Below are 14423 nucleotides of genomic sequence, written 5' to 3'. Positions count from 1 at the left end.
GGAGTGGTGGCACTTTTACCCACGCGGCGCGCACTAATATCCCAGAAGCCATTCGAGGACCTGCGATGAACGAAGCTGCGCTACAGAACAAAGCCCTGGCCGTACTTTTGGCGCTGGTGACCATCGCCTTTTTCTGGATATTGCTGCCTTACTACGGTGCAATCTTCTGGGCGGTGATACTGGGCATTCTGTTTGCCCCGCTGCAGCGGCACCTGCTGATCCGCTTTGGGCGCAGGCGCAACCTGGCCGCTGCCACCACGATGCTGGTGTGCCTGCTGGTGGCGATCCTGCCAGTGATCATCACCAGTGCACTGTTGGTGCAGGAGGGGGCCACGCTGTACCAGCGTATCGAAAGCGGGCAACTGGACATCGCCGGTTACGTCGAGCGCGGCAAGGACATGCTCCCGGCGTTCGCCCAGCATGGCCTGGACAACATGGGTATGGGCAACCTCGACGCGTTGCGCGAAAAAATCACCAAGTGGGCAACCCAGGGTAGCCAGGTATTGGCCAGCCAGGCCTTCAGCTTCGGTCAGGGTACGTTCGAGTTCGTGATCAGCTTTGGCATCATGATGTACCTGCTGTTCTTCTTCCTGAGAGAAGGCGCCGAGGTGGCTCGTCGTGTGCGCCTGGCCGTGCCACTGCCCGAACCCCAGAAGCGCCGTTTGCAGCTGAAATTCAACCGGGTGGTGCGGGCGACGGTGAAAGGTAACGTGCTGGTGGCCATTACCCAAGGGGCGCTGGGCGGGTTCATCTTCTGGGTGCTGGATATCCCCAGTGCGTTGGTGTGGGCGGTGCTGATGGCGTTCCTGTCGCTGCTGCCGGCAGTGGGCGCTGGCATCGTCTGGGCGCCGGTGGCCGCGTATTTCCTGCTGACCGGGGCCATATTGCCGGGGGTGATCCTGACCGCGTTCGGGGTGCTGGTGATCGGCCTGGTGGACAACCTGCTGCGGCCGATCCTGGTGGGCAAGGACACGCGCATGCCGGACTATCTGATCCTGGTGTCGACGTTGGGTGGGCTGGCGGTCTTTGGGCTCAACGGTTTCGTAATCGGGCCATTGATCGCAGCACTGTTCGTGTCCAGCTGGGCAATCTTTGCCTCGACCAAGCCGCAAGTGCAGTTGCCGCAGTAGACCGTGCATGGGGGCCGCAAAGCGGCCCCACTTGCCGGCTCAGGAGGCCTGCGGCATCTCGCCCTTGGCCAGGCGCCGGTTGATGTCGGCGATCACTTCGGGCAGCTCGTTGATGGTGTCGATCAGGTAGTGCGGGCGGGAGCCTGCGAACAGCGTGTGAATGCGCGTGCGCTCGCTTTCCAGCTTCTCGGCGCTCAGTGCACGGTAGCCTTCCCAGGTCAGCCCCAGGGCATTGCCCGAACACACCAGGGCCACGGTCCACATGCCGGCGCGTCGGCCTTCGAGAATGCCCGGCACGGTGTCATCCACCTTCACGCAGGCCGCTACGTCGTCGATGCCAAGGGCAATCACGTTGGCCAAGGCCTGGGCTGGCCAGGGGCGACCGTTCGGGGTTTCATCGGTGGCTACCACATGGTCGGCCACGTAGCCATTCTGCGCGGCCAGCTCCACCACCTTGTCCATCACCACTTTCGGGTAACCTGAGCAGGAGCCGATCTTCAGGCCGTTCTGGCGCAGGCCGGTCAAGGTTTCCAGGGCGCCGGGGATCAGTGCCGAGTGCACGGCGATCTTCTCGATCTGCAGTGGCATGAAGCGGTTGTAGATGGCGGTGACATCATCGTCGGTGGGGGTGCGGCCGAACACCTTGCGGTAGCGCTCGGCAATTTCCGGTACGTCGCACAGGGTGCGGATGTGGTCCCATTTGCCCATGCCCATCGGGCCTCGGGCTTCCTCGATGGTCACTTGCACGTCGAATTCGGCGAACGCCTCGACGAAGATCTGGGTCGGCGCGAAGGAGCCAAAATCGACCACGGTGCCGGCCCAGTCGAGGATGGCGGCTTGCAGCTGGGTAGGGTTGCTGTAGTTCATGTGCGCTAATTCCTGAAGTCGGGTGGGCAAAGGGTCAGATGTCCAGCACTTCCATTTCCCGCAGCACTTGGGCCACGGCATTCACGGCGGCTTGCATGCCGTCGGCTCCGACCACGCCGATGCAACCGACGCGGAAGGTTTCGACCTGGGTCAGCTTGCCCGGGTAAAGGATGAAACCCTTGGCCTTGACCCGCTCGTAGAAGTCTTTGAACTGGTAGCGGGCATCGTTGGGTGCATGGAACGTGACAATGATCGGCGCCTGGATCTCGGCCGGCAGGAAGCTGCGCAGGCCGATGGCTGCCATGCCGTCGAGCAGGGTCTTGCAGTTGTCGGCGTAGCGCTGGTGGCGGGCCGGCAGGCCGCCTTCCTCATTGTATTGCTGCAGTGCTTCATGCAGGGCCGCGACCACGTGGGTGGGGGGTGTGAAGCGCCACTGGCCGGTCTTGGCCATGTAGGCGTGCTGGTCGTGAAGGTCCATGGCCAGCGAGTGGGCATTGCCTTCGGCGGCGGCCAGGGCTGCTTTTTCGGCGAAGACGAAGCCCATGCCGGGTACGCCTTCCAGGCACTTGCCGGAGGCGGCGATAAGTGCTTCGAAGGGGATTTCGCGGGCGTCGATTGGCAAGGCGCCGAACGAGCTCATGGCATCGATGATCAGGCGTTTACCGTGGCGCTTGACGACCTGGGCGATCTCGGGCAGCGGGTTGAGGATGCCTGTGCTGGTTTCGCAGTGGATCAATGCCACGTGGGTCACGGCCGGGTCGGCAGCCAGCAGGCGGTCGACATCAGCGGCGGTAGTTGGCTGGTCTTCGGCGGTTTCGAAGGTGTTGTACGTGCGGCCCAGCACTTTGCAGATTTTCGCCAGACGCTGGCCGTAAGCGCCGTTGATCAGCACCAGAACCTTGCCATCGCGTGGCACCAGGGTGCCGATGGCCGCTTCCACGGCAAAGGTGCCGCTGCCTTGCAGGGGCACGCAGTGGTGGCTGGCGCTGCCGTCGATGATCGCCAGCAGCTGCTCGCACACGCTGGCCGTCAGTTGGTTGAAATCGCGGTCCCAGGAGCCCCAGTCCACCAGCATGGCTTGGCGGGTGCGGATTGATGTGGTCAGGGGACCGGGGGTCAGCAGAATCGGGGGGGTGCTCATTCCGTTATTCCTCACAAGCGGTGGGCTGAAACGACGGGGCCTAGGTTGCAATTCACGCTGCCATCAATCAAATTGTTTGTTGTTATCTCAGCTATAAGTCAGGCCGATAGAAATGAACCTGTTCCAGCTCCGCGCCTTCGACGCCGTGGCCCGTGAGGGCAGCTTTACCCGTGCCGCCGAGCGGCTGTTCATCAGCCAGCCGGCCGTGACCGGGCACGTCAAGGCGCTGGAGGAGCACTACCAGATCACCCTGCTGCGGCGTACCGCTCGGCGGGTGGAGTTGACCGAAGAGGGCACTCGCCTGGCAGCCATCACCCGCGCCATGTTCGGCCTGGCCGAAGAGGCACAGGCCATGCTTGAAGCCAACCGGCAATTGCTGACCGGGCGCCTGGAGGTGGCGGCCGATGGCCCGCATCGGGTCATGCCCATGCTGGCGCAACTGCGCGAGCGCTACCCCGGCATCACGGTCAACTTGCGGCTGGGCAATGCCCAGGAAACGCTGGCTGCGCTGTTGTCCGAACACGCCGACGTGGCGGTGCTGACCGAGATCGAGCCGCGCAAGGGCCTGTACCTGCAGAACCTCTGCGAATCACGCCTGTGTGCGTTGTTGCCTGCGGGGCATGGCTGGGCCCACGACGACGGCGATTTGCCCCTGGCCGAACTGCACCAGCAGATCATGGTGCTGCGCGAACCCAGCTCCACCACGCGGCGTACCTTCGACAAAGCCTGCGTCAGGGCGGGCGTGCAGCCGCGTGTACTGCTGGAGCTGGACAGCCGTGAGGCGGTAACCGAGGCGGTGGCTTCGGAGCTGGGTATTGGTGTTGTTTCTTCCACAGAAGTGGCCAATGATCCGCGGGTGGTCGCACGGCCATTGTCTGGCGAGGGCCTGGTCAACCAACACCTGGTCGGTTGCCTGGAGCGCCGTCGCGAATTGCGCCTGATCCAGGCGTTCCTGGGTCTGGCGGTGGGGCTGTGATGGCTGTTTTCAGCAAGGCGGCCTAAGATGGCCGGCAACACGCCGACAGGACCGTCGATGAGCGACAAAGACACTATTTCCATGCAGCTGGTGCGCGAAGCGCTGTTGCAGACTTGCCCCGCCGGTGAGCCCGATAGCAGCTTGCTGGCCCGGGCGGGCATCGCCGTTGAACACTTGCACTTGCCTGAGGCGCGTGTCAGTGCCGAGTCCTATGCCCGGTTGTGGCGCCTGCTGGCACGTCGCTGCAATGACGAGTTCTTCGCTATGGACCCGCGCGGCCTGCCCAGCGGCAGCCTGGCCTTCATGTGCCGTGCCAGCATGGGCCAGCCGACCTTGGGTGCGGGCCTGGAAACCTCGCTGGCATTCCTTTCGCTGATGCTCCAGGACATGCAGCCCAGCCTGGTGCGCCAGGAAGGTTTGGCCGAGATTGTCATCAATGAGCCGCGTGACGAACCGCGCCGCGCGTTCACCTATTTCACGTTCTGGATGATCGTGCATGGGGTGGCGTGCTGGCTGGCCGGGCGGCGTATCCCGATTCTGAGCATTGACCTGCGTTGTGCCGAGCCACCCTTTTGTGACGACTATCGGGTGATGTTTTCGGAAAACCTGCATTTTGAGCGCCCGCGCACACGCATGATCGTTGCCTCGGCGTGCCTTGACCTGCCACTGAAGCGCAACGAGGAGGAACTGCAGCGATTTCTTGCCGAAGCGCCGGGCAACATCCTGGTCAAGTACCGGGACCCGGCCAGCCTCGGGCGACGTATCCGTACCGATTTGCTGCGCCTGGCCCCTGAACATTGGCCAGATGCTGACAGCCTGGCACGGCAGCTGTGCCTGTCGCCTTCGACCCTGCGCCGGCGCCTGGCCGAAGAGGGGCAGAACTACCAGGGGTTGAAGGACAGCGTACGCCGCGAGTTGGCGATCGCCTGGTTAAGCCGGGAAGAGCTAGCCATGGGCGAGCTTGCCGAGCAGTTGGGGTTTGCCGACAACAGTTCGTTCTACAAGGCGTTTCGCAAATGGTTTGGCTGTAACCCTGGGCATTATCGGGCATTGATTCAGGCGCGCGGGGCTGGGCACTGAGGGACCAACGCTTCCGGCTGTGGCGCGGTAAACGGTAAGGGCAAGGTGGCAGGTCGAATCATGCCTGAGGATCCTGACCATGCCCCAACCGACGATTCACCCGAAACTGCTGCACCCGGCCAACGACTTTATCGCCGAGCAGTTGCCCACCTGGCTGAGGGGTGCCGGACCAAAACCACTGGCGTTGCTGCGGGCCTGCATGACAGCACATTTGCAGAGCCAGAAACGCATGGCGGCGGCCTCGCAGCAGCTGCAACCGCTTGAGCGGTTTGCCGCTCTGCACTTCGAGCAGGCGATGAAGTCGCAACTGAAGCTGGAAATGGATCTGACCAACGTCAACTGGCGTGAAGAGCGACGGCGTTTGAAGGTCAGCCAAGGCCAGCTTCAGGCGTTCGAGGCCTATTTCGTGACCGTTCCGGCCTTGCAGAAGCTGTTGCAGAACTTCAAGGAAGGTGAGTCGTTCTTTACCGATACGGCGCTGATCGATGCAACCGCTGCGCCTGGCGAGCCAGTGCGTGTCATCACGCAGCGCATCGACGATGTGGTGCAGCTGTGCCGTAGCGCAGATGTCGGTCAGGCCTATCAAGACCATCTTGATCAGGTATTGACGGCAAGTTTCAAGCGCCAGCTGGCCATCGACAAGCGCCTTGAACTCGCGGTTGCAATCGAGATTGCGGCCGTCAAAGGGCAACTTGCAGGTAGTGACCTGCGAATGCTGCGTGAAGTCGGGCAAGGCAAGCGTCCAGAGCTGTTTTCGGACCATGAGCTCAACATGAGTACGCTGCAGATCCTGGGGCACCGGGTGGATGGCGCCATTGCGTTCCAGCTGGTGGGAACACCAAGCGGGTTCCCCGGTCTGGTCTTCAACCCCAGACGTCTGCTGAGCGTGCTGCTTTATCTGCCAGACGACCCCGTTCAGCCGCTGCGCCGTTACGATGACTGGCGTTCGGCTAACCGAGGCCTGGTGGCTGCCATGGGCAATGCCCGGTTCCGCCAGGCGATTGGACGTCGGATTGCACTTGGCGGGCAGGCGGATTATCAGCAGACGCTGGGCAAGCGCCTGCTGGATGACCAACCGGACCTGGAACCCTGCTCCGTTGCTGCAGGAAACGAAGCGTTCATCGACTTGGCCGTCGGGCATGTTCAGCGCATCAAGGATGATGCGGCTTTCCTGGCCGTGCCGACGGCGCAGGCGAACGCCAGGGCTGCGGCAGAACGATTGCGAAAGCTGGAGACTGCGGGGCTGGTACTGCTGAACCTGGTCGGATTTTTCGTGCCGGCCGTTGGCGCACTGCTCTTGGCTGATCTGGCCCGGCAGGTGCTGGGTGAAGTATTCGAAGGTGCGCGTGACTGGGCTCAGGGGCACCAGCACGAAGCACTGGAGCACCTGCTTCAGGTGGCCACTACAGTGGCTGCCGGCGCTGCGGTCGCCACGGGCGTGCAGATAGCGCGAAGTACGTTTGTCGAGCAGTTGGAGCCGGTCCTCACCGAGGCGGGCAAGCAACGTCTATGGCATTACGACCTACGTCCTTACCAGGCACACGCGACCGTGCCGAGCTTGGCTGAACTGGATAACGGGCTGCTCAGCGATGGCCAGGCCCATTGGTGGCGGCGCGAGGGTGTGCTGTACCGGGTGCGCCGCGATACGGCGGGCACCTGGCGATTATTGCACCGTGGGGGCGCGAGCGTGTTTGGCCCTTCTCTGGAGAGTAACGGTGAGCGTGCCTGGCGGCTCAGTTACGAGCGGCCGCTGGAGTGGCAGGGCAGTGAGCGACTACTCATGCGTCTATGGCCTGGCGCAGCTGAATTGAGCCCGGAGCGCATCTCCCAAATCCTCACCGTTGCGGATGTCAATGAGGCGCATTTGCGCGGTTTGCTGGTAGAGGGTCGGCGCCTGCCGGTAGGGCTGCGCGATACCTTGGAGCGGTTTGCCGTTGATGAGAGGATCGAGGTGTTCTTTGCCGAACTTGGAGGGCAGGACCACGATGCTGAAGCCTTGCAGTGGTGTATCGACCGATTAGGGCTGCAAGGGCTGCAATCGCCAAAACAGATAAAGGCAATTCGGGCGTCTGCGCAAACCCTGCGGGCCCCGATGCTGGAGCATTTTGCAAAAGCCTACCTGGTTGATGATCCGCTGTTGGCCACGCTGAAGGGCAGTTTCGCGGGGCTGCCTGACGCCTATGCGCTGGATTTGCTCAAAAACGCCAGTGTTGAGCTACGCCAACGCATGGTGAGTGAGTCTCGCGTGCCGATGGCGTTGGCCGAGCAGGCGCGTGCGCTGCTGCAGCAGGCTCGCCTTACACGGGTACGCGAGGCTCTGTTCTTGCGTAATGGATACAACGCCGACTGGGTGGCCTTGGTATTCGCCTTGCTGCGTCGCCGGGGTTTGGCGCCTGGACGCATCAACCTGATATTGCGCGAGGGGTCAGCCTTTGGCCCCGTACTGGAAAAACTGTTCCCTGAGCAAGGCGGGGCAGAGCAGGGTACGGTGATGGTGTGGCGTGACGGCAGCTTTGATCTCTACGACGAGATGGGCCAGGAAAACGAGATAGAGGTGGCGCAGCCCCACGGGCTATTCGAAGTGCTGGCCGCCTGCCTGCCGTCCACTTTCCTGCAGCGTGAAGGGTGGGCTGGTGAAGGCGCCGCAGCGCGCATCCGTGTGTCGATGCAAGGCTGGCTACCGCCTGATCGCCTTGAGTTGATCCGTTTGCTAGGGTGGCGTGAAGCCAGGCCCGTTGCTTCTACCTTGCACCGTTTACCCGATGGGCGGGTTGGCTATTTGCTCAGCGGCCGGGGCACTTCGCCAGCGACTCAAAGGCAGGTGCTGCTGCGTCGGATTCGTAGCCTGTACCCTTCGTTCGATGACGATGCCGTCGAACGCTTCTTGCAGATGCTCTTGAGGAGCACGCACTCGGCTTACGCCAATCTGCTGTATCAGGAGCAACAGTATCGCAGGCTTGATGAGAGCCTTGTTCGCTGGACCGATGCTGTATCCGAGCCTCAGCGTGGGCAGCGGCAGCTGGTAGCAAGTGCGTTTCGCCACGCGTGGCGCCTGGAGGGTGATCGGGTTCATTTTCCCGATGATGCGCAAAGTGGATTGAGACTTGGTGTTCTAAATGTGCCGGCCGGCGGCTTGCCTGTCCTACCAGTAGGTAATGACTTTGGCCACATCACGGACCTTGTGCTGGTGGGGTTGCGGCTACACGCTTTGCCGACAGGCTTTCTGAACTTTTTCCCTGGCTTGCGGCGCCTGGACCTGAGCAGAAATGCCTTGCCTGCGATTCCGCAAGGGCTCGAAATGTTGCCCCGGTTGCGCTATTTGCACCTGGCCAGCAACCGGATTCGGATGACGGCGCCGCATGCGGGGGCCTTGGCGCAGCTCGTCAACCTGCGCACGTTGGACCTGAGTGGCAACCCGTTGGGTGCGATCAGCTTGCGTTTCAACCAAACTTCCCGGTTGCGCGAGCTGCATCTGTATCGCACGGGTCTGCAGGTGGTGCCGGATGGCCTTGAATGGTGTGGCCTGCTTGAGCATGCCGACCTGCGAAACAACCAGATTTCCAGTTTGCCCCAGGCATTGATCGATGCTCCGCTGGCGCTGCGCCAGCGGCTGCTTGTAGAGGGTAACGCGCTGTCGGTGGCCGATCGCGAGCGCTTGTACGCGGTACAGCCGGGACCGGGCCACTTGCAAGGGGAGGAGGCGGACATTCTGCATGCCAGGACGGCCTGGCTGGCGACACTGGATGAGCATGGTCAGTTAAACAGGTCTGGGCAGTGGGACGCGTTGAGGCAGGAATCAGGCAGCACGCAGTTCTTCCTGCTACTGGCTGAGCTGATTGACAGCGCCGATTTTCGGCTCGCGCGTGAAGACATTTCGCGAAGAGTGTGGGGGATGGTGGAGTCTGCCTCGCAAAATACCCGGATCCGTGAAGAGCTTTTTGACCGCGCGGCGGACCCGCGTACATGCGTTGATAGTGTGGCGCGTTGTTTCAGCCAGCTCGAAGTCCGCATGAGAGTGCTGCAAGTGACATTCGGGGGCGACCCGATTGCCACGCGTGATGCCCGCTTGTTATTGGCTCAGCGCATGTTTCGGCTTGATGAGGTGGAACGTATCGCCCGTGCCGACTGCCTTGACCGGTTGGCCGAAGGGCACGCTGTGGATGAGGTCGAGGTCAGCCTGGCGTATCGCACGGGGTTGGCGAGCCGCCTGAACCTGATAGGGCAACCGCGGACCCTGCAGTTTCGTGCCATTGCCGGGGTTACGCAGGCCCACCTCGATCAGGCGTATGCGACCGTGCTGGCTGCCGAAACGGGTGTAGAGCGGGTTCGCTACATCAGTCAGCGAGACTTCTGGGCGCCGTACCTGCGTGCCAGGTATCCCGAGGCGTATGCGCGGATCTCCGACGATTTCGACACGCGGATCAATACCCTGGATCAGGAGAAGGAAATCCTTGGCAGTGGTGAGTATGTGCAACGCTGTGAGCAGCTGAAGCGGGAAACGGAACTGGCGTTCGATGCGCTTGCCTTGCAGCTTACCGAGCAGGAACTGAACATGCCGTTGCAGGGCCGTCCGCGCCAAGGCGTTTGATCTGCCCGCACCCGTTCCCTCTGCATCCTGGTCGGGCACTTGAGCAACATGGTTGGCTTCGTCCAATAGCTGGGGAACCAACCATGATCGCCAACGCGACTGGCCACGATCAATTCATGGCAGCCAGATTACCTGAGTGGCTCAAACGCGCTTCAAAGGGCCAGATCAATACCTTGCGTACTAGCCTGAACGCGCATCATGCCAGTCAAGCGCGCTTGCGTGGGCTCACGCTCGAGCTACTGCCGCTCCAGCCGTTTGCCGAGAAGCACCTGATGACACTGCTGGATGCACCGTTGCCTGACGGGCAGGCCTTTGCCCAGCTCGAATGGCTGAGGGTTGCTCCGCGCTTCGGCACACTGTCAGGCACATTGCAGCAGACGTATGCGTACAGCCAGACACGTGAAAACGGGTTGCTGCGGCTGATGCGCAACTTCGCTGCGAATACAAGTTACTACACAGGTACCGGGCTGGTTTTGCCAGGCAGCGATAAGCCGTTGAACGCATCGCTGGACGCATTGATAGCGGCTTGTCGCGATCTGGACGTTGGCCAGAAATATCAGGACGAGCTGGAAAGGATCTTTCATCCGGCTACTCAAGCGATGCTGGCTGCAGACAAACGTTCGGGGTTGAAACTGGCCACCGAAATTGCAGCTTTGCAGGGAAACATAAGCGCCGATGTACAGATCGCCTTGCGTGAGGTGGTGGACCACGGTGAGCCACACCGACAGCAAGGATTGACGGGTGACCCTATGCTGCTGAAGGCGCTAGGGCAACCTGTGGCCGACGGGTTGCTGATTCACCTGCGTGACAAGGCAGGGAATGAACGGGGTATCGTCCTTTACCTGGCGAGTGATCCTCGGCAAGCGCTGCGTTTCTTCGACGATGCAACCGCCATGAACAGCATGCTGGCATCGCTGTTGAAGGAGCCATCGTACTGGCAGTACTTCACGCAGCTGATCAGCATCGAGCACCGTGCAGCTTTCGTCAGCACCCTTGGCATGCGCCTGAAGGACGCACTACCGGACCTGGCGCTTGAAGGCACGGCACCGGGCGGGGGGATTTTCACGGAACTGGCGACCCGGCAAGTGCACAGGGTCAAGAATGATGCCCGCTTGTTGCTGGTACCAACCGCCGACGCTGATAGCCAGGCCATAAGCGCCAGACACGCGCAATGGAAGGCTGCGGGTCTGGACCTGATAAACCTCGCCGGATTGTTCATTCCCGTCGTGGGCGCCTTGTTGTTGGGTCAGTTGGTTGCCCAGACCTGCTCGGAAGTGTTCGAAGGGATAAGGGACTGGTCGAGCGGGCACCAACATGAAGCGTTGGAGCATTTGCTAGGGGTGGCCGAGACCTTGGCGGCCACGGCTGCGACAGTGGCGGCGGTCAGTTTTGTGCGCAGTGCGTTTGTCGCGCGCCTGGAGCCGGTAAGCCTTGGGAATGGGCGCGGTCGGCTATGGCATTTCGATCCCACGAATTATCGCTCCATGCCGGGTTCTATCGGTCTGCTGGAAGAGGGACGGTATGGTGAGGATGAACGTCGCTGGGTCCGCATTGACGGGCGCTATCATGAAGTGCATCAGCCGATCGCTGGCGGCCCCTATCGCTTGCGTCATGCCGCGGGTGAGGGTGGCTACGGGCCGGTGGTGTTGCACAACGGTGAGCGTGGCTGGCGCCTGATGCGCGAGCAACCGCTTGGCTGGCAGGATCCTGCACACATGCTGGATGCTTTGTGGCCACAGCATCCCGCTGTCGATGCGCATCAGGCCGAGCAGATACTGCGGGTCGCCGATATGGATGAAGATGAGTTGCGCGGGGTGCTGGTGGAGAACCGACCGGCCCCCGTGAACCTCGGGCAAAGCTTGCGCGCCTTCCAGGCACATGCGCGTATTCAGACATTTTTCGAGCGCGCTCGGCTGAAGGCATTGATGCCATCCGACAGTGAGCTGTTGACCTGGAGTGAAGGCCGGCCAGACGTTGGGGAGGGGCTGGAGCAGTTACTGGCGCACGAGGCCGAGTTGCGCCCGCAGCTGTTTGCCCACCTGACAGAGCAGCCGCTTGTGCAAGGTCCCTTGAGCCTGTTGGTCAAACGGGACTTCCCTGGCCTGCCGGCCGCCTACATAAACGAGCTGGCCGGCCAGGCAGGTGAGCTTGAGCACGAAATGGCGCGGGTCGAGCAGCGCTTGCCCTTGTCTTGCACGAAGCACGCCCGTTCGCTCCTGCGCCTGGCGCGGTTGAACCGGGGGCTGGCCGGATTGTATCTGAGCACAGCCTATAGCGATGTCACAGGCGCGCTGGCCCTTGCGTTGCTGGATACCTTCGAGCTTGAGCAGCTCGACATCGACTTGCGTGAAAGCGCGTTTGATGGACGGTCTGTCAAGCACCTCGGTAGCGGCGGGCAGAGCGAGGCGGAAAGGGTACTGGTCCGCCATGAAGGCAGGTTTCAGATCTACAACGGGTTGGGTGAGCAACAAGCGGTTCCGCCCGGCGAGCCGGGCTGTATCTTCGAGGCACTCGTTGCCGCCCTCACGTCTGAACAGCGCGCGGCGATGCAGTTGATGGGCAGTGGTTTGGCCGGCCAACTGCGTACGCAGCTTCTGGAGCGGTTACCCGGTACCCATTGGGGGATTGCACGCATGCTCGGCTGGCCGGAGCAGGGTGCGTGGTTCAACCCAGGGCACCGCCTGGAGGACGGGCGCGTGGGTTACACGCTCAGTGGCCGCTCTTCAGCTGCGCCCCGCGATGAGCGGGCAATCGTTCGTAACCAGCTACGATCGCTTTATCCTGGCTTGGATGAGGCCGCGCTTGACGTGGAGCTGGCGCGTTTGCAGGAAAGCGCGCAGCCCGTGCTGGAGCGCCTCGTGGCGCTGCAGGATGACCATGATCAGCTGATGCAGCACCTGAACCGCTGGGTCAGTGCCGAGCTGCAGGAGGGGCGGCAAGCCGCACGCAGGTTGACGGCCGACAGCATATTGCGCGCCTGGCGACTGCAGGGCGAGCCTGTCTCGACCGGTCAAGAGCAAACACAGGAGCAGCGCTTGTCGCTGAGCGGTTTGCACTTGCGTACGCTGCCGGCACTGCCACCACAAATCGACTTCCATCGCATTACCCTGCTCAGCGTGAACGACACTTTGGTCACTGACATTCCGGTCGATTTCCTTCGTCCTTTCACGGCCTTGACGCACCTGAATCTCAACAACAACGGTTTGATGCGCATGCCGACGGTGCTTGCGTACCTCCCAGGTATTCAAACGCTCAGATTGGCGCGTAACCAGATACGGCTTGACGCCCAGGCAATCGGTATTCTGCATGGGATGCCAAACCTTACGCATCTTGACCTCAGCTACAACCGGCTGGAAGCGCTGGACATGAGCTTCCATCATCTCTCCCGACTGAGAAGCCTGAACCTGCGCCATTGCCGTCTCGACGCCTGGCCGCGACGCCTGGAGCTGTGTGGCCTGCTTGAGTGTGCTGACCTGCGCGACAACCAATTGCGTGAGGTGCCGGCGGAAATCCAGCAGATGCCGCATGCGGTTCGGCGTGCCATTCTGATAGAGCGCAACCCCTTGTCGCCCATGCAACTCCGTAGATTTTACGCGCTCGATGTGATCGAGGAGCATCGGCACTCGCCTGAGCAGTCATGGACATTTGACCTCACCCGGACTCGCACGCTTTTGGCCGAGCATGAGGATGCGGCGGTTCGGGCGACGCGAGAGGCCGTGTGGCAGCGTTTGCTGGCGCAAGCGAATAGCAGTGGGTTCTTCAGGTTGTTGGCTCGCCTGGAAATGACGGCTGACTACACGGGCGCTGGCGAAGGACGGGTTGCGCTGGTTGACGGAGTATGGACATTGCTGGCCGCACTGGACAACGACCCCGTGCTCTGCCGGCGAATTTTCGAATGGGCTGACGCGCCGCTGTCGTGTTCGGATGCTGTCGCCAGCCGGTTCAGTGAATTGCAGGTACAGGTCAGGCAGGCGCAGGCTGAAGCGAACGCGGTCAATCCTGAAAGCAGCAACCAGCTGCTGGAACTGGGCCGGCAACTGTTCCGGCTGGATCAGGTGGAAGGAATTGCCCGCCAGGATTACCGGCAGCGTCTGGCCGCGGGTGAGTCCGTTGATGAATTGGCATTGGGACTTGCCTACAGGGTCCGACTTCGCAGCCGTTTGCAGCTGCCTGGTCAGCCGTACGCCATGCGCTATCCCGATGCTGTCACGCTTGCACAGGCCCGGATAGAGGATGCATTTCGGCGGGTTAACCACGCGCAGACCATCGAGAACTTGACCGATAGCCTGAGTCAGCGGGCGTTCTGGAACCGTTACCTGCGCCAGCAGCATGGCCGCATGTTTGATGCCATCCGTGCAGACTACTCGCAGCGCATGCTTCGGCTGCAGGCTCAGCGGCCTGCGTTGTCGGCGATGGCCCTTGATCAGCAGCAAACTCGACTACGGGAGCAACAGGGCGTCGATATCGAGCGCCTGGTCGCGGCGCTCACCCAGTCTTACCTGCGCGCCGCAGAGCGCGGGCAGGGGTAACGAGAGGCGGCCAAACCGGTCATCCAGATTGACAGCTTTGGCCATTGCCGCCGCGCTTGAGCGGCGCGAACATCGTTGGACCGATGGTTTAACTCCAAAAACAAGAAACCAG

7 protein-coding genes are annotated in these 14423 nt (G+C 61.9%); 5 read left to right on the top strand and 2 right to left on the bottom strand.

Translation table 11 applies throughout. The features are described from left to right. The first annotated feature begins 65 nt into the window (after positions 1-65). A complete protein-coding gene (locus D8767_RS19350) occupies positions 66-1130 on the top strand; it encodes an AI-2E family transporter (RefSeq protein WP_016714971.1) in 1065 nt (354 codons plus the stop codon). Positions 1131-1169: 39 nt separating this feature from the next. On the opposite strand, the gene phnX is transcribed toward D8767_RS19350, so the two are convergent. Both phnX and D8767_RS19340 read right to left on the bottom strand, forming a co-directional pair. After that, positions 1170-1997: a phosphonoacetaldehyde hydrolase gene (phnX, locus tag D8767_RS19345; RefSeq protein WP_016714972.1), complete on the bottom strand. Its 828-nt coding sequence runs from the start codon at positions 1995-1997 to the stop codon at positions 1170-1172. 34 nt (positions 1998-2031) lie between these two features. Beyond that, the gene (locus tag D8767_RS19340) at positions 2032-3138 is read right to left on the bottom strand and encodes a 2-aminoethylphosphonate--pyruvate transaminase (RefSeq protein WP_016714973.1); all 1107 of its coding nucleotides are present in this window, start codon (positions 3136-3138) and stop codon (positions 2032-2034) included. Between the two features lie 112 nt (positions 3139-3250). Between D8767_RS19340 and D8767_RS19335 the strand changes: the two genes are divergently transcribed. The 4 genes from D8767_RS19335 (at position 3251) to D8767_RS19320 (ending at position 14311) form a co-directional block, all read left to right on the top strand. Continuing rightward, positions 3251-4114: a LysR substrate-binding domain-containing protein gene (locus D8767_RS19335; RefSeq protein WP_016714974.1), complete on the top strand. Its 864-nt coding sequence runs from the start codon at positions 3251-3253 to the stop codon at positions 4112-4114. 57 nt (positions 4115-4171) lie between these two features. After that, positions 4172-5194 (top strand): AraC family transcriptional regulator, encoded by a 1023-nt coding sequence (locus D8767_RS19330; protein WP_016714975.1) that lies wholly within the window; start codon positions 4172-4174, stop codon positions 5192-5194. 79 nt (positions 5195-5273) lie between these two features. Then, complete coding sequence (locus D8767_RS19325) at positions 5274-9782, top strand: NEL-type E3 ubiquitin ligase domain-containing protein (RefSeq protein WP_121757572.1); 4509 nt, start codon at positions 5274-5276, stop codon at positions 9780-9782. Between the two features lie 83 nt (positions 9783-9865). Further along, positions 9866-14311 (top strand): NEL-type E3 ubiquitin ligase domain-containing protein, encoded by a 4446-nt coding sequence (locus D8767_RS19320; RefSeq protein WP_016714977.1) that lies wholly within the window; start codon positions 9866-9868, stop codon positions 14309-14311. Positions 14312-14423: the final 112 nt, after the last annotated feature.

Origin of the sequence: Pseudomonas sp. LTGT-11-2Z (genome assembly GCF_003691445.1) — a bacterium.
Taxonomy (GTDB): Bacteria; Pseudomonadota; Gammaproteobacteria; order Pseudomonadales; family Pseudomonadaceae; genus Aquipseudomonas; species Aquipseudomonas monteilii.
The sequence above is the reverse complement of the archived record's forward strand: the minus strand, read 5'-3'. Positions and strand labels throughout refer to the sequence as shown.

Excerpts from the sequence above, each read along its gene's own strand:
- phnX (WP_016714972.1), bottom strand. The coding sequence starts at position 1,997 with ATGAACTACAGCAACCCTACCCAGCTGCAAGCCGCCATCCTCGACTGG.
- D8767_RS19335 (WP_016714974.1), top strand. The coding sequence starts at position 3,251 with ATGAACCTGTTCCAGCTCCGCGCCTTCGACGCCGTGGCCCGTGAGGGC.
- D8767_RS19350 (WP_016714971.1), top strand. The coding sequence starts at position 66 with ATGAACGAAGCTGCGCTACAGAACAAAGCCCTGGCCGTACTTTTGGCG.
- D8767_RS19330 (WP_016714975.1), top strand. The coding sequence starts at position 4,172 with ATGAGCGACAAAGACACTATTTCCATGCAGCTGGTGCGCGAAGCGCTG.
- D8767_RS19320 (WP_016714977.1), top strand. The coding sequence starts at position 9,866 with ATGATCGCCAACGCGACTGGCCACGATCAATTCATGGCAGCCAGATTA.
- D8767_RS19340 (WP_016714973.1), bottom strand. The coding sequence starts at position 3,138 with ATGAGCACCCCCCCGATTCTGCTGACCCCCGGTCCCCTGACCACATCA.
- D8767_RS19325 (WP_121757572.1), top strand. The coding sequence starts at position 5,274 with ATGCCCCAACCGACGATTCACCCGAAACTGCTGCACCCGGCCAACGAC.